The organism is Streptomyces sp. NPDC048278 (assembly GCF_040652195.1).
Classification (GTDB): Bacteria; Actinomycetota; Actinomycetes; order Streptomycetales; family Streptomycetaceae; genus Streptomyces.
On sequence record NZ_JBEZLP010000008.1, the window covers coordinates 1 to 22,382 of the forward strand.

18 protein-coding genes and 1 rRNA gene are annotated in these 22,382 nt (G+C 71.6%); 11 read left to right on the forward strand and 8 right to left on the reverse strand.

Features of this window, described 5'->3' with window-relative positions; all coding sequences use genetic code 11:
* Positions 1–95 (forward strand): 5S ribosomal RNA (gene rrf / locus AB0D74_RS16185); the annotation flags it as partial.
* 102 nt (positions 96–197) lie between these two features.
* Here rrf and AB0D74_RS16190 read toward each other — a convergent pair.
* From AB0D74_RS16190 to AB0D74_RS16210, 5 genes are read right to left on the reverse strand one after another with little or no spacing between them, the layout of a single operon-like run.
* A complete protein-coding gene (locus AB0D74_RS16190; protein ID WP_362586041.1) occupies positions 198–1,508 on the reverse strand; it encodes a DUF58 domain-containing protein in 1,311 nt (436 codons plus the stop codon).
* Positions 1,508–2,497, reverse strand: coding sequence for a MoxR family ATPase (locus AB0D74_RS16195; protein ID WP_362586830.1), 990 nt, complete (start codon positions 2,495–2,497; stop codon positions 1,508–1,510). The genes AB0D74_RS16190 and AB0D74_RS16195 overlap by 1 nt, the downstream gene beginning before the upstream one ends.
* A complete protein-coding gene (locus tag AB0D74_RS16200) occupies positions 2,497–3,693 on the reverse strand; it encodes a DUF4350 domain-containing protein (RefSeq protein ID WP_362586043.1) in 1,197 nt (398 codons plus the stop codon). Before AB0D74_RS16200 ends, AB0D74_RS16195 begins: the two co-directional genes overlap by 1 nt.
* Positions 3,690–4,493, reverse strand: a complete 804-nt coding sequence (locus AB0D74_RS16205) for a DUF4129 domain-containing protein (protein WP_362586046.1) — start codon at positions 4,491–4,493, stop codon at positions 3,690–3,692. Before AB0D74_RS16205 ends, AB0D74_RS16200 begins: the two co-directional genes overlap by 4 nt.
* A gap of 4 nt (positions 4,494–4,497) precedes the next feature.
* Complete coding sequence (locus tag AB0D74_RS16210; protein ID WP_362586049.1) at positions 4,498–5,895, reverse strand: hypothetical protein; 1,398 nt, start codon at positions 5,893–5,895, stop codon at positions 4,498–4,500.
* A gap of 140 nt (positions 5,896–6,035) precedes the next feature.
* Here AB0D74_RS16210 and mtnA point away from each other — a divergent pair, with 140 nt between their 5' ends.
* The 7 genes from mtnA to AB0D74_RS16245 all read left to right on the forward strand — a co-directional run bounded on the left by mtnA (position 6,036) and on the right by AB0D74_RS16245 (position 15,011).
* The gene (gene mtnA / locus AB0D74_RS16215) at positions 6,036–7,175 is read left to right on the forward strand and encodes an S-methyl-5-thioribose-1-phosphate isomerase (protein WP_362586051.1); all 1,140 of its coding nucleotides are present in this window, start codon (positions 6,036–6,038) and stop codon (positions 7,173–7,175) included.
* 217 nt (positions 7,176–7,392) lie between these two features.
* Positions 7,393–8,082, forward strand: a complete 690-nt coding sequence (gene mtrA, locus AB0D74_RS16220) for a two-component system response regulator MtrA (RefSeq protein WP_015659998.1) — start codon at positions 7,393–7,395, stop codon at positions 8,080–8,082.
* 1 nt (position 8,083) lies between these two features.
* Complete coding sequence (gene mtrB / locus AB0D74_RS16225) at positions 8,084–10,126, forward strand: MtrAB system histidine kinase MtrB (protein ID WP_362586054.1); 2,043 nt, start codon at positions 8,084–8,086, stop codon at positions 10,124–10,126.
* A complete protein-coding gene (locus tag AB0D74_RS16230) occupies positions 10,116–11,954 on the forward strand; it encodes an LpqB family beta-propeller domain-containing protein (RefSeq protein ID WP_362586057.1) in 1,839 nt (612 codons plus the stop codon). The genes mtrB and AB0D74_RS16230 overlap by 11 nt, the downstream gene beginning before the upstream one ends.
* A gap of 196 nt (positions 11,955–12,150) precedes the next feature.
* Positions 12,151–13,047, forward strand: a complete 897-nt coding sequence (locus AB0D74_RS16235) for a phosphoribosyltransferase family protein (RefSeq protein WP_362586060.1) — start codon at positions 12,151–12,153, stop codon at positions 13,045–13,047.
* A gap of 281 nt (positions 13,048–13,328) precedes the next feature.
* Positions 13,329–14,054, forward strand: a complete 726-nt coding sequence (gene raiA, locus AB0D74_RS16240) for a ribosome-associated translation inhibitor RaiA (RefSeq protein WP_362586063.1) — start codon at positions 13,329–13,331, stop codon at positions 14,052–14,054.
* Between the two features lie 207 nt (positions 14,055–14,261).
* Entirely contained in the window at positions 14,262–15,011 is a 750-nt protein-coding gene (locus tag AB0D74_RS16245; protein ID WP_362586066.1) for a response regulator transcription factor, read from the forward strand.
* 41 nt (positions 15,012–15,052) lie between these two features.
* On the opposite strand, the gene AB0D74_RS16250 is transcribed toward AB0D74_RS16245, so the two are convergent.
* Together AB0D74_RS16250 and AB0D74_RS16255 are read right to left on the reverse strand one after the other, a co-directional pair.
* Positions 15,053–16,270, reverse strand: a complete 1,218-nt coding sequence (locus tag AB0D74_RS16250; protein ID WP_362586069.1) for a crosslink repair DNA glycosylase YcaQ family protein — start codon at positions 16,268–16,270, stop codon at positions 15,053–15,055.
* Positions 16,271–16,319: 49 nt separating this feature from the next.
* On the reverse strand, positions 16,320–16,895 hold the full coding sequence (locus AB0D74_RS16255; protein WP_362586072.1) for a GNAT family N-acetyltransferase: 576 nt from the start codon (positions 16,893–16,895) through the stop codon (positions 16,320–16,322).
* Positions 16,896–17,186: 291 nt separating this feature from the next.
* Between AB0D74_RS16255 and secA the strand changes: the two genes are divergently transcribed.
* Entirely contained in the window at positions 17,187–20,030 is a 2,844-nt protein-coding gene (gene secA / locus AB0D74_RS16260; RefSeq protein ID WP_362586075.1) for a preprotein translocase subunit SecA, read from the forward strand.
* Positions 20,031–20,160: 130 nt separating this feature from the next.
* Here secA and AB0D74_RS16265 read toward each other — a convergent pair whose 3' ends face one another.
* Positions 20,161–20,640, reverse strand: coding sequence for an Rv3235 family protein (locus AB0D74_RS16265; protein WP_362586078.1), 480 nt, complete (start codon positions 20,638–20,640; stop codon positions 20,161–20,163).
* Between the two features lie 357 nt (positions 20,641–20,997).
* Here AB0D74_RS16265 and AB0D74_RS16270 point away from each other — a divergent pair, with 357 nt between their 5' ends.
* Both AB0D74_RS16270 and AB0D74_RS16275 read left to right on the forward strand, forming a co-directional pair.
* Positions 20,998–21,513: a hypothetical protein gene (locus AB0D74_RS16270; protein WP_362586081.1), complete on the forward strand. Its 516-nt coding sequence runs from the start codon at positions 20,998–21,000 to the stop codon at positions 21,511–21,513.
* Between the two features lie 111 nt (positions 21,514–21,624).
* Positions 21,625–22,290 carry an HAD family hydrolase gene (locus AB0D74_RS16275; RefSeq protein ID WP_362586085.1) on the forward strand — a complete coding sequence of 222 codons (666 nt, stop codon included), beginning with the start codon at positions 21,625–21,627 and terminating at the stop codon, positions 22,288–22,290.
* Positions 22,291–22,382: the final 92 nt, after the last annotated feature.

Sequence of the window (22,382 nt, forward strand, 5' to 3'; positions counted from 1 at the left end):
AAACGCCCGGTTACATTCCGAACCCGGAAGCTAAGCCTTACAGCGCCGATGGTACTGCAGGGGGGACCCTGTGGGAGAGTAGGACACCGCCGAACAATTCTTGGGGAAGGCCCACGCCGTATGGCGTGGGCCTTTCTGCATTTAAGGACTCGGAGCGAAATCGGCAGGGGCCGGTCGCGGCCCCTGCCATTCGGGAATCAGAGTCGGCCCGCTGCTTTCAGGGCCAGATACGCATCCGCCAACGCAGGAGCGAGATCATCAGGCGTCGCGTCCACGACCGTCACACCGTGCCGGCGGAGTTGTTCCGCGGTCCGATGCCGTTCGCTCTGGGCCTGTGCGGCTGCCGCTGCCTCGTACACCGCGTCGGCGTTTCCGCGGGCCGTCGCCATGCGGGCGATGTGCGGGTCGGCCACTGAAGCGAGCAGAACTGTGTGCCGTTGGGTCAGTTGGGAGAGCACGGGAAGCAGACCCTGTTCGACCGGAGCGGTGTCGAGCGTCGTGAGCAGGACGATCAGGGAACGGCGTGGAGCTGTTCGGAGCGCGGTTGCGGTCAGGCCGCGGGCGTCCGTTTCGACGAGCTCGGGCTCCAGCGTGGCCATTGCGTTGACCAGGGAGGGCAGGACGTCGCCCGCGGCGCGGCCCTGGACCAGAGCGCGGACCCGGCGGTCGTAGGCGAGGAGATCCACACGGTCGCCCGCCCGCGAGGCGAGGGCCGCGAGGAGGAGTGCGGCGTCCATGGATGCGTCCAGGCGCGGCGCGTCGCCGACTCGGCCGGCGGAGGTGCGCCCGGTGTCGAGGACGAGCAGGATGCGCCGGTCGCGCTCAGGACGCCAGGTGCGTACCGCGACCGCGGACTGCCGCGCCGTTGCCCGCCAGTCGATGGAGCGGGTGTCGTCGCCGGGGACGTACTCGCGGAGGCTGTCGAATTCCGTGCCCTCGCCGCGGGTCAGGACGCTGGTGCGGCCGTCGAGTTCACGCAGTCGGGCGAGTTTCGACGGCAGATGCTTGCGGCTGGTGAAGGGGGGCAGAACCCGTACGGTCCAGGGCACTTTGTGGCCGCCCTGGCGGGAGAACAGGCCGAGGGGGCCGTAGGAGCGGATCGTGACGCGGTCCGCCTGGCGGTCACCGCGGCGGGTGGGGCGCAGGCGGGTCGTGACGCGCCGGCGTTCGCCCGGGGGGACGGTCAGCTGGTGGCGTGAGGCCTCGACCTCCGTGCCGGGCTGCCAACTACTGGGTGGCCAGCCGTCCCTGAAGCGGGCCCGGAGAGGGCGCCCGGACGGGTTGGTCACCGTCAGGGTGACGTCCGCGGTCTCGCCCAGGCGGGCGGACGTGTCGCCGGAGCGGGTCAGTACGAGGCGTCGTACCGGAGCCGCCAGGGCGAAGTCACAGGCGCAGGCCAGAGCCAGTGGGCCGTCGACGGCGAGGATGCCGGTCCAGCTCGGCCCCCAGATGCCGATGGGGATCGAGCCGATGGCCGCGATGAGGGCGGCGCGTCCGGTGAGGGGCATCAGCGGGGGACCGGGACGTGGGCGAGGATCGCGTTGATGACGGAGTCGGCGGTCACGCCCTCCATCTCGGCCTCGGGGCGGAGTTGGACGCGGTGGCGGAGGGTGGGCAGGGCGAGGGCCTTGACGTCGTCGGGGATGACGTAGTCGCGGCCGGTCAGCCAGGCCCAGGCGCGTGCGGTGGCGAGGAGGGCGGTGGCGCCGCGCGGGGAGACGCCGAGGGTGAGGGACGGCGACTCGCGGGTGGCACGGCAGATGTCGACCACATAGGCGGTGATCTCGGGCGAGACATTCGTCTTGGCGACGGCCGCGCGGGCGGCTTCGAGGTCGGCGGGGCCCGCGACGGGGCGTACGCCGGCGGCGCGCAGGTCGCGTGGGTTGAAGCCCTCGGCGTGGCGGGTGAGGACGGCGATCTCGTCCTGGCGGGAGGGGAGCGGGATCGTCAGTTTGAGGAGGAAACGGTCGAGCTGGGCTTCGGGGAGGGGGTAGGTGCCCTCGTACTCGACGGGGTTCTGGGTCGCGGCGACCAGGAAGGGATCGGGGAGCAGGCGCGGGACGCCGTCGACGGTGACCTGGCGTTCCTCCATGGCTTCGAGGAGGGACGACTGGGTCTTGGGCGGGGTGCGGTTGATCTCGTCCGCGAGGAGGAGGTTGGTGAAGACCGGGCCGGGCTGGAAGGAGAACTCGGCGGTGCGGGTGTCGTAGACGAGGGAGCCCGTGACGTCGCTCGGCATGAGGTCGGGGGTGAACTGGACGCGCTTGGTGTCCAGTTCGAGCGCGGATGCGAGGGCGCGGACGAGCAACGTTTTGGCGACTCCGGGGACTCCTTCAAGGAGAACGTGTCCGCGGCAGAGGAGAGCGACGACGAGACCGGTCACGGCGGAGTCCTGGCCGACCACGGCTTTGGCGATCTCCGTGCGCAGGGCCTCCAGGGAGGCCCGGGCGTCGGCCGGGTTCCCGGTGTTCCCGGCGTTGTCAGTGGTCGGGTCCATCATGGACGGCGTACCTCTCTTTCGAGGGCGTCGAGCTGGTCGGTGAGGGTGATGAGGGCCGCGTCGTCGCCGGGCGGCGGTCCGAAGAGCAGGGCTTGCAGGGTCTGTCCGTCGCCGTGCAGATGGGCGGAGAGGGCGGGGAGCAGGGCCTCGGGCGCGTGCGCCTGGGAGACGGGGACGCCTACGAGGGGGGCGAGGCGGGTGCGGGTGGTGGAGCGAAGAGCGCCGGCCGCGCGGTCGCGGGCGCTGGCCTTGCGGTAGAGGCGGGCGCGGCCTTCGACGGTTTCGGAGGCGCGGATCGCCACGGGGAGTTTCTCGGGCACGAGGGGGCCGAGCCTGCGTGCCCGCCAGAAGGCGGCGAGGGCTGCGGCGATGAAGAGCTGCAGTGTGCCCCAGAGCCAGCCGGACGGGAGCAGGTCGAACAGGGATTTCTGGTCGCCGGTACCGGTGGCCGTGGCGTCGGAGAGCGAGGGGAGGTACCAGACCAGATGCGGGCGGGAGCCGAGGAGTTGGAGGGCGAGCGAGGCGTTGCCCTGCTTGTCGAGGCGGTCGTTGAGCAGGATGTCGGGCGCGCCGAGGACGACGGTGTCGCCGCTTCCGGAGGCCGCGGGGATGCGCAGGAGCGTGGCCAGGCGCTGGCTGGGGTAGCAGGAGTCGGCGTCGAGGTGGGTGGTGGTGTAGCGGATGCCACCGGTGTCGGCGCTGCCCGCCCGCCGGGCCGCGGCCAGCGTGCAGTGGGGGTCGAGCGTGGACCGGACGCTGTTGGCTGGGTCTGCGGTGACGCCGGGAGCGAGCCGTTCGACGGACGTGCTGCCGGCGGCGACCAGGACGGTGCGGCCACCCGACCGGGCCGTCGACTTCTGCAGGAGCGACTGCTGATGCGGGGTCAGCAGGTCCGGGACGGCCACGAGAAGCGTGGTGTCGCGGCCGGCCGCGGCGCGTGCCTCGGTCAGCGTGGTGACCACGCGGGTGTCCACGCCCCGGTCGGCGAGGAGTTCGGCGACGGCGCGGCTGCCGTAGGGGTCGGCGGAGCGTGGGTCGAGGTCGCCGTGCCTGGTGTCGGAGCGGATGACGGCGATCGCCACGGCACCGGCGAGGATCAGCACCACGGCGAGGACGATGCCCCGGGTCCTGGTCCACACCTGGCGGGTGGTGGGCGCGGTGGAGGTGGCCGGGATGGCGACGCCGGTGGTCATTCGGCGGCTCCCTGGCGGCTGTTGTGGGTCGTGCTGTCGGTGCTGCTGGAGCTGTTGACGCTGCCGGCCAGGATCGGCTTGGCGCGCTCCAGGTCGCGGTCGAGGTCGGCGATGCGCTCGTACGACGCCTGGGTAGCCCGGCGCCCGCCGTACGTCACGTCGTCGAACTCCCGGGCTGCGGTGCGCAGCCGGTCGGTGTGGGCGGGCAGGGCGCGGCCGGCGTCGGCGGCGGCCTCGTCGGCGGTGCGGCCGGGGCGGACGTCGAGGAGGGCGCGTTCCTCCAGGGCGCGGACGACGGCGCGCATGCGTTCCTGGAGGGCCTGGTTCCAGTGGCCTTGGGCGGCGTGTGCCTCGGCGGCTGCGCGGTGTTCGGCGGCGCTGCGGGGGCGGTCGTCGAACAGGGTGGCGGCGGAGACGGGTTGGCGGCGGGGGGCGCCCAGGCGCCACCACAGGGCGCCCAGCACCGCGAGGACGGCCAGGACGACGACGACCAGGCCCAGTGCGCCTCCGGGTGTCGCGGACGCGGCGGCGGAGAGCAGGCGGTCGACCCAGTCCAGGACGGCGTTCAGGGCGCGCTGGAACAGGCCGGGGTCGTTCTCGTGGTACATCCGCTTGGCCAGTTCACGCCGTGCCGCCTTCTGCGCCGGGTCGCGTGGGATGGTCACGGGCGGTTGGCCGTCCGAGCCGGTCAGCGCCAGCAGTGCCGTGTCCCGGACCCGCGACAGGCCTCGTACGGCCTCGTCGGCGGCGCGTGGCAGGGTTGCGGGCACCGCTGTGAGGACTCCCCCCGTCGGGCTCACCGCATCAGCTCCCCGGGACGGTGCCGGGGGTGCCGGCGCCGTAGTTCTCGACGCCTGCGGCGCGGGCCAGTTCGAGGTCGAGGGCCTCGCGGCGGATGCGCTGGTCGATGTAGAGGAGCACGGTGACGCCCGCGTTGATCGGGAAGGTGAGCATGGAGCCGATCACCGAGCCGATGCCGCTGATGACGAGGAACGTCCAGCCGTAGTTGTCGTTGGTGTTCTCCAGGAAGCCGGTCAGGCCGTGGCCGCCGGCGTAGGCCCCGATCAGGGTGAAGGGGACCACGGCGAGCGACGAGACGATGTTGGCGATGATCGAGGCGAGGAACTGGATGCCGAAGACCCGCCACCAGGTGCCGCGGACGAGTTTGGTGGAGCGGCCCAGCGACTTGGTGATGCTCTGCTTCTCCAGCATCAGCGCGGGCGAGGCCAGCGAGAAGCGGACCATCAGCCACACGGTGACGACGGCACCGGCGAGGATGCCGAGGACGAGCAGGGCGGCGATGGCGCCGCCCGGGCCGCCGGCGATCGCGACGACGATGCCGGGCAGTGCGCCGACGAGCAGGACGCCGACCGCGATGAGCCCGGTCAGGAGGATGAGGCCGCACAGCTTGAGGACCTGCGGGCGGGCGTCGCGCCAGGCCTCGGCGATGGTCACGGACTTGCCGAGCACGGCGCGGCTGGTGACGGTCGTCAGCAGGGCTGTCGCGATGATGGTGCCGACCAGGGTGATCAGCAGGACGGCGCCCGAGCTGAGGGCGACCTCTCCGGCGGCACGGCTGATCTCGGTGAGGGAGGCGCTCGGGTCGTTGAGGGCGTCGGTGGTCTCGGTGTCGTTCAGGACGAGGCCCTGCAGGAGGATCACCGCGACCTCGGTGATGACGGCGACCGTCAGCGAGATGCCGAGGACCGTGCGCCAGTAGGTGCGCATGGTGGAGACGGCGCCGTCGAGGATCTCGCCGACGCCGAGCGGGCGGAGCGGGATCACGCCGGGCTTGGCGGCGGGCGGGGGACCGCCCCAGCCGCCGCCCCAGGCTCCGTATCCGCCGGGTCCGCCGTATCCGCCGGGCGGGCCGTATCCGCCCGGTCCTCCGCCGTAGCCTCCGGGTCCGCCGTAGCCTCCGTAACCGCCGCCGGGGGGACGGCCGCCCCAGCCGGGGCCGGGGGGTGGGGGCGGCGGTGCTTGGCCTGGTGCCGGGGCGCCGGTGGGCGCGGACCACTGGCCGGGCGGCGGCTGTTCCTTGGACCACTGCGAGCCGGTGCCCTGTGGATCCGTGCCCGGCTGTTCGGCGGGCGGTTCGACGGGCCCTGCGGGGACGGGGCGGTCGGCAGGGGCGGACGCGCCGGGTTCCTGCCCGTCGGACGGGGCGGATCCGGGCGAGGCCCAGCCCGGAGTGTCGTTCATCGAAGCTCCTTCACGGTGCCCGTCCGCGAGCGCGGTGGCAGGTTGGCTGCCATCGTGCCATGGGGTGGGCGCCCAGTGACCGGCCGCGGTAGCGGCTGCGCACCTTCAATTGTCCGCCGGATACGGGGCAGACTGAACGCATGGCTGATCAGTACGCGCGAACCGGCGAGGACAAGCGGCCGACGGGAATGCCGGTGATCCGGTGGGAGGAGCCACCCGAAGGTCCTGTGGTGGTCCTCCTCGACCAGACCAGACTGCCGGCGGAGGAGGTCGAGCTGGTGTGCACGGACGCGTCGGCGCTGGTCGAGGCGATCCGTTCGCTCGCGGTGCGCGGGGCGCCGTTGCTGGGGATAGCGGGCGCGTACGGTGTGGCGCTCGCCGCGGTGCGGGGCTTCGACGTGGACGAGGCCGCGGTGGCGCTGTCGGGCGCCCGGCCCACGGCGGTGAACCTGTCCGTCGGCGTGCACCGGGCCGTGTCGGCGTACCGGTCCGCCCTGGCCGAGGGCGGGGACAGCGGGGTGGCGGCCGTGGCGGCGCTGGTTGCGGCGCGGGCGCTGCACCGGGAGGATGCCGAGGCCAGCGCCCGGATGGCCGAGCACGGGCTGGCGCTGCTGGAGGAACTGCTGCCCGGCGGAGGGCACCGGATCCTCACCCACTGCAACACCGGTTCGCTGGTGTCGGGCGGTGAGGGCACGGCGTTCGCGGTGGCCCTCGGGGCGCACCGGGCGGGGCGGCTGCGGCGGCTCTGGGTGGACGAAACGCGGCCGTTGCTGCAGGGTGCGCGCCTGACGGCGTACGAGGCGGCTCGCAGCGGCATGGCGTACACCCTGCTCACCGACAACGCGGCCGGTTCGCTGTTCGCGGCGGGGGAGGTGGACGCGGTGCTGATCGGGGCGGACCGGATCGCGGCCGACGGATCGGTGGCGAACAAGGTGGGGAGCTATCCGCTCGCGGTGCTCGCGCGCTACCACCATGTGCCGTTCATCGTGGTGGCGCCGTTGACGACGGTGGATCCGGAGACACCTGACGGGGCGTCCATCGAGGTCGAACAGCGCCCCGGATACGAGGTGACCGAGGTCACAGTGGTGCAGGCGCCGGTGGCGGGAGCGGGCGGCGGGATTCCGGTGGCGCCCCTGGGGACGCAGGCGTACAACCCGGCGTTCGACGTGACGCCGCCCGAGTTGGTGACGGCGATCGTCACCGAGGCAGGCGTCGTTTCGCCCGTGACGGCCGAGGCTCTTGCGGAGCTGTGTGCCCGGCCACGCCACGTTCTGGGCTGATCCGGGGTGGGCGCTACTTCCGGACAGACCACGGCTGACCGCCGATGCGGCCACCGAGGCGTGAGCCCGGGGCCGTCCGTCACGGTCCGGGCGGGCTGACATCCGTCGCTGACATCGGCGACGACGGACGGGGGCAGACAGTGACCGCCCGGTACGGCTAAGGTCACAGGCCGGTGACCCTGGTCACCTGCGCAACCTTCACTGTTATGAGAATGGGATGATGTCGTTTATGAAGGGACGAGTCCTTGTCGTCGACGACGACACCGCACTGGCCGAGATGCTCGGCATCGTGCTGCGTGGTGAAGGTTTTGAGCCGTCTTTCGTAGCCGACGGTGACAAGGCGCTGGCCGCTTTCCGTGAGACCAAGCCCGACCTGGTGCTGCTGGACCTGATGCTGCCCGGCCGGGACGGTATCGAGGTGTGCCGTCTGATCAGGGCGGAGTCCGGGGTGCCGATCGTGATGCTCACGGCGAAGAGCGACACCGTCGACGTGGTCGTGGGCCTGGAGTCGGGCGCGGACGACTACATCGTGAAGCCGTTCAAGCCGAAGGAGCTGGTCGCCCGGATCCGGGCCCGGCTGCGGAGGTCGGAGGAGCCGGCGCCGGAGCAGCTCGCCATAGGTGACCTGGTCATCGACGTGGCCGGGCACTCGGTGAAGCGGGACGGGCAGTCGATCGCGCTGACCCCGCTGGAGTTCGACCTGCTGGTCGCGCTCGCCCGCAAGCCGTGGCAGGTGTTCACCCGTGAGGTGCTCCTGGAGCAGGTCTGGGGCTACCGGCACGCGGCCGACACCCGCCTCGTCAATGTTCACGTCCAGCGGCTGCGCTCCAAGGTCGAGAAGGACCCGGAGCGGCCGGAGATCGTGGTGACCGTGCGTGGTGTCGGATACAAGGCGGGACCGAGCTGACATGTCCGGTGACAGTGCCGCTTCGGCCCCCGGCCGGTCCGGGGACCGTCCGGAGCGGCCTGCCGGCGGGAAGCGGTTCGGTTCGCGCTGGCGGCTGCTCTTCGAGGGCGGCCTGCTCCAGGGCGGGGTTCAGGGCAGCCCGGTGCTGCGCCTGTTCATGCGCTGGGTGCGGCGGCCGTTGCTGCCGGTCATGCGGCTGTGGCGGCGCAACATCCAGCTCAAGGTCGTCGTCACGACTCTGCTGATGTCGCTGGGCGTCGTCCTGCTGCTCGGTTTCGTCGTCATCGGGCAGGTGCGCAACGGCCTGCTGGACGCCAAGGTGAAGGCCTCGCAGAGCCAGGCCACCGGTGGGTTCGCGGTGGCCAAGCAGAAGGCCGACGAGGCCGCGACCGGCACCGGTGACACCGCGGAGTCGGTGGACGGGCGGCAGTCGCAGAACGTCACCTCGTGGATGAGTGACCTCGTCGAGTCCCTCTCCAGCGGCGGCCAGGGCGCCTTCGACGTGGTCACGCTGCCCGCGGGCGACAACAACAGCGGCGGCGGGCGCACCCGGGCCTCCGGGCAGGTCGACCCGACGGCCAGCGTGCCCGACGACCTGCGCACGCGGGTCAACGGCAACACGACGGCCGCGCAGAGCTATACCCGGATCATCTACACGGACGACAAGGAGTCGCAGCCCGCGCTGGTCATCGGCAAGCAGGTCAGCGATCCGAACAACGACCCGTACGAGCTGTACTACCTCTTCCCGCTCACCCAGGAGGAGAAGTCCCTCAGCCTGGTCAAGGGCACGCTGGCGACTGCCGGGCTGTTCGTCGTCGTCCTTCTCGGGGCCATCGCCTGGCTCGTCGTACGGCAGGTCGTCACGCCGGTGCGGATGGCGGCCGGGATCGCCGAGCGGCTGTCGGCCGGGCGGCTCCAGGAGCGGATGAAGGTCACCGGCGAGGACGACATCGCGCGGCTCGGCGAGGCCTTCAACAAGATGGCGCAGAACCTCCAGCTGAAGATCCAGCAGCTGGAGGACCTGTCGCGGATGCAGCGCCGGTTCGTGTCGGACGTCTCGCACGAGCTGCGGACGCCGTTGACGACCGTCCGGATGGCGGCCGACGTCATCCACGAGGCCCGCGAGGACTTCGACCCGGTGACCGCGCGGTCCGCGGAGCTGCTCGCCGACCAGCTGGACCGGTTCGAGTCGCTCCTCGCCGACCTGCTGGAGATCAGCCGCTTCGACGCGGGTGCGGCGGCGCTGGAGGCCGAGCCGATAGACCTCAGGGAGGTCGTGCGGCGGGTGGTCAGCGGGGCCGCGCCGCTCGCGGAGCGCAAGGGCACGCACATACGCGTGCTCGGCGATCTGCAGCCCGTGGTGGCCGAGGCGGACGCCCGGCGCGTCGAGCGGGTGCTGCGCAACCTGGTCGTCAACGCCGTCGAGCACGGCGAGGGCAAGGACGTCGTCGTCAAACTGGCCTCGGCCGGCGGGGCGGTCGCGATCGCGGTACGCGACTACGGGGTCGGGCTCAAGCCCGGCGAGGCGACCCGGGTCTTCAGCCGTTTCTGGCGGGCCGACCCGGCACGCGCGCGTACCACGGGCGGTACGGGCCTGGGGCTGTCGATCGCCCTGGAGGACGCGCGGCTGCACGGCGGCTGGCTGCAGGCGTGGGGGGAACCGGGCGGCGGCTCGCAGTTCCGGCTGACGCTCCCCAGGACGGCGGACGAGCCGTTGCGGGGTTCGCCGATACCCCTGGAGCCCAAGGACTCCCGGCGCAACCGGGGACTCGGCGAGGCAGGTCTGCCGGGCGGCGGCGAGGACAAGCGGGCCACCGTGCCGGTGCAGCCCGGCGGCGGTCAGGCGTCGTCGCTCGCGCCGATGGCACAGCGGATGGCCGCCGTGGCCCCCACCGCCGACCCGACCGCGCTGCCCGGCAACGGCGCGCGCGTGGTGCCCCGCCCGGCGCAGGGCGCCCGGCGTCAGGAGGGCACGCCCGAGCCGGGCCAGGGCGGCGGGGCGGACGAGTCGAACAAGCCAGGGGAGGCATTTCGTGGGCGCTGACCGCGAGGGGAGCGCCCGGCGCCGGCCGGCGCGCGCGGTGGCGTACGCCGCCTGTGGGGTCGTGGTTCTGGCGGGCTGTGCCTCCATGCCGGACAGCGGCGACCTGCGGGACGTCGAGTCGACGCCACGGCAGGACACGCAGGTGCGGGTCTTCGCCATGCCGCCGCAGCAGGACGCGTCGTCCACGGAGATCGTGCAGGGTTTCCTGGAGGCCCTGACCAGCGACGACCCGAACTACGACACGGCGCGCAAGTACCTGACCAAGGCGGCTGCGAAGTCCTGGGAGCCGGAGTCGCAGGCGATGGTGCTGGCGAACGGGCCGAGCATCCAGACGGACCCGCGGCCGGCGAACCGTGAGGGCACGAACAGCATCACCTACATGCTGCAGGGCAGCCGGGTGGCCACCGTCGACGCGCAGCAGGCGTACGCGCCCGCGGACGGGGCGTACCGCAGGACGGTGCATCTGACGAGGGACGCCAAGAGCGGCCAGTGGCGGATCGACTCCTTGCCGCAGGGAGTCGTGATGGGCAAGTCCGACTTCCAGCGCAACTACACGTCGGTCGACAAGTACTACTTCGCCTCGGACACGTCCGCCGGGGAGACCGGGCAGCCGGTGGCGGTCGCGGATCCCGTCTTCGTGCGCAGCCGGGTGGATCCGACGACCCAGCTGGTGCGCTCGCTGCTCAGCGGTCCCACCGCCTGGCTCGGCCCGGTGGTCCGGTCGAGTTTCCCGACCGGCACGGCGCTGAAGAAGGGCGTGTCCGGGCTGACGCCGGACGACCAGAACCAGCTCACGGTGCCGCTGAACGTCAAGGCGTCCCGGATCGGCTCCGCCAAGTGCGGCGAGATGGCGACCCAGTTGCTCTTCACCTTGCGCAACCTGACGCCCACCGTGGACTCGGTGGCGCTGCGGTCCGTCAACGGCGCCCACATGTGCGAGGTCACCGAGGAGCAGGCCGAGGCGACCGCCTGGCGGGCCTCCACCAAGCGCCCCGACTACCTGTACTTCCTCGACGGCAAGCACCGGCTGGTGCGGATGACGACCGGTGGCACCAGCACGACTGCGGTGGCGGTGCCCGGCCCGTTCGGCGCGGGCACCAAGCCGCTGCGGTCGGTGGCGGTCGCCCGCGACGAGCGGACCGCGGCCGGGGTCGGCAGCGACGGCAGGGCGCTGTACGTCACCTCGCTCGCGTCGGACGGTTCGCTGGGCGGCGCCGTGCTCACCAGTCACGGTGCGACCGAGAAGGACCGGCTGACGGCGCCGAGCTGGGACGCCCGCGGTGACCTGTGGGTGGCCGACCGGGACCCCGCCAAGCCGCAGCTGTACATGCTGGCGCAGGGGGTCGGCCAGCCTGTGGCCGTGCAGATCCCCGAACTGGACGGCCGTATCGAGGACGTGCGGGTCGCCGCGGACGGGGTGCGGATCGCGCTCGTCGTCGAGAAGGACGGCAAGCAGTCGCTGCTCGTCGGGCGGATCGAGCGCACCAAGTCCGACGACCAGCAGGAGGTCTCGGTCCTCGAGCTGCGCTCCGCGACCCCCGGATCCGAGGAGGTCACCGCGATGTCCTGGGCGGGGGACAGCAGGCTCGTGGTGGTCGGGCGCGAGCAGGGCGGCGTGCAGCAGACGCGGTACGTCCAGGTCGACGGCTCCACGCCGGACGGGCCCGCGCCCGCGGCGCTCACGGGTGTCCTGGCGATCGCCGCGTCCGAGGACGACCGGGTGCCGCTGGTGGCCGACTCGCAGGACGACGGGATCGTCCGGCTGCCGTCCGGGGACCAGTGGCAGAAGGTGGTCAAGGACGGGTCGGCGCCGGTCTATCCGGGCTGAGTCCCGAGCCGTGCGTGAGCGGCCGTCCCGGTCCGGCGTCGAGCCGGCGGGGCGGCCGTTTTCGTGGGCGGCAACGCGCTCCTTCTCACCCGTGCTCACCCGTGTGGGTGACGAGGTGTGCGTGCCGCACGGAGTTGTCCACAGGCGGTTGTCCACAGGGGTGGCCGGTCGGGCCGGTCGTTGGCACAGTGGGCACATGCGGGGGTGGTGGCAGGACCTCACCGACCTGGTGCTACCGGCCGAGTGCGGAGGCTGTGGGACGCCTCGCACGGTGCTCTGCGACGCGTGCCGTGCCGCCCTGGACGGGGCCGTACCGCGCCGGGTGCGACCGGTGCCGGAGCCGCCCGGGCTGCCGGCGGTGTACGCGGCGGCGCCTTACGCGGACGAGGTACGGACGGCTCTCCTCGCCCACAAGGAGCGCGGTGCGCTGGCGCTCGCCGGGGCGCTGGGCACGGCGCTCGCGGGAGCGGTGCGGGCCGGGCTGCGCGATGGTCGGACCGTGCGGATCGTCGCCTCGTGGAGCGGTACGGAGGGTGGCGCGGGTGCCTCCGGGCCCGTGCTGCTCGTGCCCGTGCCGTCGGCGCCGTGGGCCGTGCGGGCGCGGGGGCACGACCCGGTGCGGCGGATCGCCCTCGCGGCAGCCGCGGAGCTGCGGCGCTCCGGGGCCGCAGCCCGGGTGGTCCCGGTGCTGCGGCAGCGGAGGGCCGTCGCCGACCAGTCGGGGCTCAACGCCCGGCAGCGGTTCGTGAATCTCGCGGGCGCGCTGGAGGTGACGGCGGGCGGTGCCCGGCTGCTGGCCGGGGGCCGGGTGGTCCTCGTCGACGACCTCGTCACCACGGGCGCCACCCTCGCCGAGGCGGCGCGTGCGATGCGGGAGGCTGCCGGGGCCGAAGGGACGGGAGAAGCGACAACGGCTGTGTATCGGCGCGCGGCTTGGGAAGGAAGGGAGGAACGGAAGACCGGACCAGGGGAAGAGCGAGCGAAGTGGGCACGGAACGTATCGGGAATGGCCCAGGTGAACGGCCTTGCGGGGCCGGTCCGTGCCGCTGTGGTCGCGGCGGCACCGGATTCTTTCGAAATGAACCGGAACTGACCGTGGACGTACATCGTTGCAGGTAGTGACGGGGTCAATTCACCTGAATGGAGGTACGCATCAGTAGAGGGTGACGACATCCGTCCGGGCGAGATATGTTCGGTTGTGAGGGAGAAAGCCGCAGGCCATGTCTCCCCTATCCGAATGCCGTGCCGCGGGTTTTCCGCAATCATCGCGGTGCTGGGGTGCAGATCTTGCCCATGGGGGAGGAGGAGGTGAAGTCGCCGAGTCCGAGGCTCCGGGGTTCACCGGAGCTGGGTGCAAAAGGGAGATGCTCCGCAGTGCAGCGGAGTGATCCGGGAACGGAGTTCTGCGTGGACATCGTCGTCAAGGGCCGCAAGACCGAGGTGCCCGAGCGGTTCCGCAAGCACGTGGCCGAGAAGCTGAAGCTGGAGAAGATCCAGAAGCTCGACGGCAAGGTGATCAGCCTCGACGTCGAGGTGTCCAAGGAGCCCAACCCCCGACAGGCCGACCGTTGCGATCGAGTGGAGATCACGCTCCGCTCCCGCGGTCCGGTGATCCGGGCGGAGGCAGCGGCCAGTGACCCGTACGCGGCACTCGACCTGGCGGCGGAGAAGCTGGACGCGCGGCTGCGCAAGCAGCACGACAAGCGGTTCTCGCGCCGCGGCGCACGGCGGATCCCGGCCGCCGAGGTCGCCGACCACGTCCCGGGCGCGGCGACGCTCAACGGGAACGGCAGCCCCGTCCACTCCGAGGACGCGGACGGAGTGCCCACCAAGAAGATGGGCTCCCTCGAGGTGCAGGGCGAAGGCCCCCTCATCGTCCGCGAGAAGACGCATGTCGCCGCCCCGATGACCCTCGACCAGGCTCTCTACGAGATGGAGCTGGTCGGACACGACTTCTACCTGTTCGTCGACTCCGAGACCAAGGAGCCGAGTGTCGTCTACCGGCGGCACGCGTACGACTACGGCGTCATCCACCTGAACACGGACCCGATGGTCGCCCAGGCGCAACCGCCCGCGGCGGGAGGCACGTTGGGCGGCTGACCGGCCCGGTCGGCAGCTGAGCCTGTGCCCCTGGAAGCGCGTGTGCGCCCCCAGGGGCACCGGTGTGCGACCACTTCGCGCCCCGCTCGGTCACCCCGTTGTCGCCCGGGCATGGAATCATGGCCAGGGTGGCCCAACCGGTGGGCCACTGCCTTGGGTTGGCGGATGGCACAGCACCACAGGCCACAGCCTTCAGGGGGAGGAACGATGGCGGACAGCTTCGGACCGATGCGGGACGGTGATGCCGACGGCGGCGTCGTCGGCATGGGCCCGGACGCGGGCGGTACTCCACGCAAGGAACCGATCAGAGTCCTTGTCGTCGACGACCATGCCCTCTTCCGCCGCGGCCTGGAGATCGTGCTCGCCGCCGAGGAGGACATCCAGGTCGTCGGGGAGGCGGGCGACGGCGCGGAGGCCGTCGACAAGGCCGCCGACCTGCTGCCCGACATCGTGCTGATGGACGTCCGGATGCCCAAGCGCGGCGGTATCGAGGCCTGCACCTCCATCAAGGAGGTCGCACCCAGCGCGAAGATCATCATGCTGACGATCAGCGACGAAGAGGCCGACCTCTACGAGGCGATCAAGGCGGGCGCGACCGGATACCTCCTCAAGGAGATCTCCACCGACGAGGTGGCCACCGCGATTCGCGCGGTGGCCGACGGACAGTCGCAGATCAGCCCGTCCATGGCGTCGAAACTCCTCACCGAGTTCAAGTCGATGATCCAGCGCACCGACGAGCGCCGGCTGGTGCCGGCGCCGCGGCTGACCGACCGTGAACTCGAAGTGCTCAAGCTGGTCGCCACGGGAATGAACAACCGCGATATCGCGAAGGAGTTGTTCATCTCCGAGAACACCGTGAAGAACCATGTGCGCAACATCCTGGAGAAGCTGCAGCTGCACTCCAGGATGGAGGCGGTGGTCTACGCGATGCGGGAGAAGATCCTCGAGATCCGCTGAGGCCGTCGGCGTCGGCGCCGGGTGCCGGCGCCGGAACCGGTTCAGCGCAGCGCGGCGATCAGGGCGCGGGTCACTTCCTTGAGGAGCGGCTCGCGCAGCTCGGGGGCGTCCACGCGCTCCACGCGCACCGTCATGCAGTCCACCCAGCTCGCCGCCTCGACCAGCGCCTCCGCCACCGCCGGGACCGCCTTCGGGCCGTCCAGCGTGACCTGGCGGGCCACCAGGATGCCGCCGGCCTCGCGCGCCGGGTCCACCCGGCCCACCAGCCGGCCGCCGGCCAGCACCGGCATCGCGTAGTAGCCGTGCACCCGCTTCGGCTTCGGGACGTAGGCCTCCAGGCGGTGGGTGAAGCCGAAGATCCGCTCCGTGCGCGCCCGGTCCCAGATCAGCGAGTCGAACGGGGAGAGCAGCGTCGTACGGTGCCGGCCGCGCGGGGGCGCGGCCAGGGCCGCCGGGTCCGCCCAGGCGGGCTTGCCCCACCCCTCCACCTCCACCGGGACCAGACCGGAGTCGGCGATCACCGCGTCGACCTGTTCGCCCTTGAGCCGGTGGTAGTCGGCGATGTCCGCGCGCGTGCCGACGCCGAGCGACTGCCCGGCCAGCCGGACCAGGCGGCGCAGGCACTCGGTGTCGTCCAGCTCGTCGTGGAGCAGCTCACCCGGGACCGCGCGCTCGGCCAGGTCGTACACCCGCTTCCAGCCGCGCCGCTCGACGCACACCACCTCGCCGTACATCAGCGCGCGCTCCACGGCGACCTTGGTGCCGGACCAGTCCCACCACTCGCTGGTCCTCTTCGCGCCGCCCAGCTCCGTCGCGGTGAGCGGGCCTTCGCCGCGCAGCTGCTTGATGACCTGGTCGTAGACGCCGTCGGGGAGATCGTGGTTCCAGTGCGGGCGGCCACGGTAGGCGCGGCGGCGGAAGGCGAAGTGCGGCCACTCCTCGATGGGGAGGATGCAGGCCGCGTGCGACCAGTACTCGAAGGCGTGCGGTCGTGCCGGTGACGCGCCCGGAGATCCGGCCTGCCAGTAGGCGTCCTCGACCGCCTTGCGGCCGACGCGGCCGAGGCGGGCGTACGGGATCAGCTCGTGAGAGCGGGCGAGGACCGAGATGGTGTCCAGCTGGACCGCGCCGAGGTGGCGGAGCACGCCCCGGACGCCGGAGCGGCGGTCGGGGGCACCGAGGAAGCCCTGTGCCTTCAGCGCGATTCGGCGGGCCTCGTCCGCCGAGAGGGCGGCGGCGGGGCGCGGGAGGGTCGTCATGGGTCGGACGATAGAGGGTGGCACTGACAGCCCGGCACGAGCAGGGGTTTCAGCCCTGTGAGGGGGCCGGCAGGTAGGGCGCCGCGGAGGGCAGGCCCAGGTCCGAGGGGAGCAGGGAGCCGACCCAGCAGTCGCGTCGTACGCCCTTGTTGTTGAGGGAGGAGCGCAGGGTGCCCTCGACGGTGAAGCCCGCGCGTTCGGCGACCGCGCGGGAGGCGTGGTTGCCGACCTCGGCACGCCATTCGACCCGGTCGATCGCCATCCGTGTGAACGCCCAGCGGGCGGCGCCGAGGGTGGCCTCGACGGTGTAGCCGTGGCCGCGGTGCTCCTTGGCGGTCCAGAAACCCACCTCGGCCGTCCCCAGCGAGCGCATGGTCAGGGCGAGCATCCCGGCCAGCCCGCCCGTCGGCAGGAAGACGCCGAAGGTGAACATCGAGCCCTCCGCCCAGCCGTCGGGGACCATCTGCTCCGTGAAGCTCCGGGCATGCTCGGCGAGGTAGGGCGAGGGAATCGTCGTCCAGCGCTGGATGTCGGGGTCCTGGACGGCCGCGTACACCGCGTCGGTGTCCTGCGGGCCGACCGCGCGCAGCAGCAGACGAGGGGTGGTGAGCGTGACGGGTTCCATCGGCTGATTCTGCTCGCCGGGGCATCCGCTACGCCATCGTTTTCGCTCTCCGTGAGCGAGTGATCACATTTCGCGCAATTCCTGGCTCCCGCGCGGCACTATCCGCCTGCCCCGGCCGTTGTCCCGGATGAAGCGTGAAACGGGCTCGCAGGGCCCTCAGGAAAGCGGCGGACGGCCGTCGGGCCGACAGGCCTCCCGACACGGCCGGGTCCTCGCATACGATGGCCGTTGCTCAGTACGTCAAATGGAAACCGACCCTCCCAGGCCCGACCGGCAAGGAGACAAACCCCCGTGTCCGTCCTCTCGAAGATCATGCGTGCAGGCGAAGGCAAGATCCTGCGCAAGCTGCACCGCATCGCGGACCAGGTCAACTCCATCGAAGAGGACTTCGTCGACCTCTCCGACGCCGAGCTGCGGGCCCTCACCGATGAGTACAAGCAGCGGTACGAAGACGGCGAGAGCCTTGACGACCTGCTCCCCGAGGCCTTCGCCACCGTCCGCGAGGCCGCCAAGCGCGCCCTCGGCCAGCGCCACTACGACGTGCAGATCATGGGCGGCGCGGCCCTCCACCTGGGCTACGTGGCCGAGATGAAGACCGGTGAGGGCAAGACCCTCGTCGGCACCCTGCCCGCGTACCTCAACGCGCTGGCGGGCAAGGGCGTCCACCTCATCACGGTCAACGACTACCTGGCCGAGCGCGACTCCGAGATGATGGGCCGCGTCCACAAGTTCCTGGGCCTCTCCGTCGGCTGCATCCTCGCCAACATGACGCCGGCCCAGCGCCGCGACCAGTACGCGTGCGACATCACGTACGGCACGAACAACGAGTTCGGCTTCGACTACCTGCGCGACAACATGGCGTGGGCCCAGGACGAGCTCGTCCAGCGCGGCCACAACTTCGCCATCGTCGACGAGGTCGACTCCATCCTGGTCGACGAGGCCCGTACGCCGCTGATCATCTCCGGCCCGGCCGACCAGGCCACCAAGTGGTACGGCGACTTCGCCAAGCTGGTCCTGCGCCTGAAGAAGGGCGAGGCCGGCAACCCGCTCAAGGGCCAGGAGGAGACCGGCGACTACGACGTCGACGAGAAGAAGCGCACCGTCGCCATCCACGAGTCCGGTGTCTCCAAGGTCGAGGACTGGCTGGGCATCGACAACCTCTACGAGTCGGTGAACACGCCTCTGGTGGGCTACCTGAACAACGCCATCAAGGCGAAGGAGCTCTTCAAGAAGGACAAGGACTACGTCGTCATGGACGGCGAGGTCATGATCGTCGACGAGCACACCGGCCGTATCCTCGCCGGCCGCCGCTACAACGAGGGCATGCACCAGGCGATCGAGGCGAAGGAAGGGGTGGACATCAAGGACGAGAACCAGACGCTCGCCACGATCACCCTGCAGAACTTCTTCCGCCTCTACAAGCGCCACGACCACAACGGCAAGGAACAGCCCGGCCTGTCCGGCATGACCGGTACGGCCATGACCGAGGCCGCAGAGTTCCACCAGATCTACAAGCTCGGCGTGGTCCCGATCCCGACGAACCGGCCGATGGTCCGCAAGGACCAGTCGGACCTGATCTACCGCACCGAGATCGCCAAGTTCGAGGCGGTCGTCGACGACATCGCGGACAAGCACGAGAAGGGCCAGCCGATCCTGGTCGGCACGACCTCCGTCGAGAAGTCGGAGTACCTCTCGCAGCAGCTCTCCAAGCGCGGCATCCAGCACGAGGTGCTCAACGCCAAGCACCACGAGCGCGAGGCCTCGATCGTCGCCCAGGCCGGCCGCAAGGGCGCCGTCACGGTGGCCACCAACATGGCCGGCCGTGGTACGGACATCAAGCTCGGCGGCAACCCCGAGGACCTCGCCGAGGCGGAGCTGCGTCAGCGCGGCCTCGACCCCGAGGAGCACATCGAGGAGTGGGCGCAGGCGCTGCCCGCCGCCCTGGAGAAGGCCGAGCAGGCGGTCAAGGCCGAGTTCGAGGAGGTCAAGGACCTCGGCGGGCTCTACGTCCTCGGTACCGAGCGGCACGAGTCGCGCCGGATCGACAACCAGCTGCGTGGCCGTTCCGGCCGTCAGGGCGACCCCGGCGAGTCCCGCTTCTACCTCTCCCTCGGCGACGACCTGATGCGCCTGTTCAAGGCCCAGATGGTCGAGCGCGTGATGTCCATGGCCAACGTGCCGGACGACGTGCCGATCGAGAACAAGATGGTCACCCGCGCGATCGCCTCCGCGCAGTCGCAGGTCGAGCAGCAGAACTTCGAGACGCGTAAGAACGTCCTGAAGTACGACGAGGTGCTCAACCGGCAGCGCGAGGTCATCTACGGCGAGCGCCGCCGCGTCCTGGAGGGCGAGGACCTGCAGGAGCAGATCCAGCACTTCACGGACGACACGATCGACGCGTACGTCGGCGCGGAGACCGCCGAGGGCTTCCCGGAGGACTGGGACCTCGACCGCCTGTGGGGCGCCTTCAAGCAGCTCTACCCGGTCAAGGTCACCGTCGACGAGCTGGAGGAGGCGGCCGGCGACCGCGCGGGCCTGACCGCCGAGTACATCTCCGAGTCCATCAAGGACGACATCCACGAGCAGTACGAGTCGCGCGAGACGCAGCTCGGCTCCGAGATCATGCGTGAGCTGGAGCGCCGGGTCGTGCTGTCGGTCCTGGACCGCAAGTGGCGCGAGCACCTCTACGAGATGGACTACCTCCAGGAGGGCATCGGCCTGCGCGCGATGGCCCAGAAGGACCCGCTGGTCGAGTACCAGCGCGAGGGCTTCGACATGTTCACCGCCATGATGGACGGCATCAAGGAGGAGTCCGTCGGCTACCTGTTCAACCTGGAGGTCCAGGTCGAGCAGCAGGTCGAGGAGGTCCCGGTCGAGGACACCGAGACCGCGGAGGGCGTCCAGGACGCGGTGCCGGCCCAGGCGGGCTCCCGTCCCGAGATCCGCGCGAAGGGTCTTGAGGCGCCGCAGCGCCGGGGCATGCACTTCTCGGCGGCCACGGTGGACGGCGAGGGCGGCCTCGTCGAGGGCGACTTCGACTACGACGAGGACGAGCCGGCCCGCTCCGAGGCCGACGGCCTGACCCGCGCCGAGCGCCGCAAGCAGGCGAAGAGCCGCCGGGGCCGCAGGAAGTAACCCGGCGCCGACGAGACGAGCGCTTCGCAAGGGCCGGTCACCCCTGGAGAGGGGGGCCGGCCCTTCGGCTTGCGGTAGTTGTGGCGTGCGGCCCGGCCCGGCCGAGCCGCGTCGCGTCGCGCCGCGATCATCAGTCGTCGTACGGTGCGCGTGGGTCGCGAGGGCCGTGAGGGCCGCCCATCTCCACCGCCGTGCAGCGCCAGCGCAGGTCCGCGCCCTGTTCCAGGCGGAAGGCCAGCGCGCGCAGCCGGTCGCCCGCGGCGATGCGGGCGAAGACCTCCAGGGCGCCGGCGCGCGGGACGTAGTAGCCGATGTCGCGGACGACGGGGTCGCTGCCGCGGGCGCGCAGGGGGCCGCGTTCGGCGAGCCGGGCCAGGTCGTCGTAGGCGTGTCCCGCCGTGTGCCGGAGCATCCAGTGGACCGGGCGGCGACCGCTCAGGACGGCCAGCAGACGCTCCGCGAAGAGGTCGGTAGGGCGCGGGCCCGGCGGGGCCGCCGGAGGCGTGAGCGGCCGACGGGAGGCGGGGGCGCCAGGGCGGCGCGAGTCGCGGCGGCCGGGCGGGCGGCCGGCCGGGCGGAGCTGGACGGTCCTGGTCATGACCTTGTTCACGGTGGTCCCCGTTCGGCGGGGCCCGGCGAGTACCGGGCGGTAACTTTCGGTTACGGATCTTGTACGGACGGAGACGGCGGCAGCAAGGCGATGGCGGTCCGTGTCGGAGGTCCAGGAATGTTCACCTATCCGAGTGGTCCGGGGTGCCGGAAACCCGCTGGGCGCGCGGCCGTACAGGGTGAATCGCGGGGCGTCGGGTGGACGCCTCCGACGTCACCTCCCGGGACCCGAAAGGGGACGCCCGCACGTATCCTGAAGGCCCTCCGGAAGGCGCCAGGCCTGCCGCGGGGCGCAGTGCCGAAGCAGAGTCGAGAGTCGACGGCAGAGTCGACGAGTCCGGAAGAGAGCGGCCCAGCCATGCGCGTGTACGTCCCCCTGACCCTCCCCGGGCTCGCCGAGGCGCACAGGACGGGCGAGCTGGGGACCGGTCCCTTCGTCGCCTACGCCGTCACACCCGCGCTGCGCGAGTGGTACCTCTCCGACGACATAGAGGAACTGGAGTACGCCGCGCTCAACCGGGCCGCGCTGGCCTCCCTGCGGCTGCTGGCCGCCGACCCGGACGCGATGCGGCGCCGGGTCGTGGTCGCCGTCGACGTGCCCGACGGTACGGCGGCGGCCGACCCGGACCGCGGGCTCGACCCGGTGGCGCTGGGCGAGGTCCGGGTGACCGGCACCGTGGCGCTGGCCAAGGCGGCCTCGGTGCACGTCGACTCCGACGACGCGGAGCAGGACGTGACGGCGGCGGCCGTCGCCCTGGAGGCGGCGGACGGCGGGGACGACGACGCGCAGTTCGTCGTGGACGGGGCCGAGGACCACGAACTGCTCTGGTACGCCACGCAGGAGATCCCGAACCTGGTGGGGACCGACGGCTGAAGCGGGCCGACGGGGGCCGGCAAGGGGTGACAGGGGCCGGCGGAGCGTCTGTGAGCTGCGGTGATGTGCCCGTGGTCTTGATTGTCAGTGGCGGCGGGTAGCGTTTTTGGCATGGGGAAGCACGAAAGCGCACACATTGTCTGGGACTGGAACGGGACGCTGTTCCACGACAACGACGCGATCATCGGGGCGACGAACGCGGCCTCGGCCGAGCTGGGCCTCGCGCCGATCACGCTGGAGCAGTACCGGGCGCTGTACTGCGTGCCGGTGCCGAAGTTCTACGAGCGGCTGATGGGGCGGCTGCCGACGGACGCCGAGTGGGAGGTCATGGACGTGATCTTCCACCGGTACTACGCCGAGCACCGCGCCAGGTGCGGGCTGACCGAGGGGGCGGCCGAGCTGCTGGCCGGCTGGCGTTCGGCGGGGCGCAGCCAGTCGCTGCTGAGCATGTACGTGCATGACGAACTGGTCCCGCTGGTGCGGGGGTTCGGGATCGAGCCGCACTTCGTACGGGTGGAGGGGCGGGTCGGGCCGTCCGGGGGCAGCAAGGCCGAGCACATGGTGCGGCATCTGCGGCAGCTGGAGGACGTGGCCCCGGGGCGGACCGTGGTGATCGGGGACGCGGCGGACGACGCGGTGGCGGCGCGGGCGGCGGGGGCGCGGGCGGTGCTGTACACCGGGGGGTCGCACGGGAGGGCGAGTCTGGAGGAGGTCGGGGTACCGGTCGTGGACTCGCTCGCGGAGGCGGTGGAGGAGGCGGAGCGGCTGGTGGCGTGAGCCGGTGCCGGTGCCGGTGCCGGTGGGCTGGGGCCGGGGGTGGGGACGCTCACCGGCGCTGGCCGGGTGCCGCTGCGCCCACCCGTGCCGCC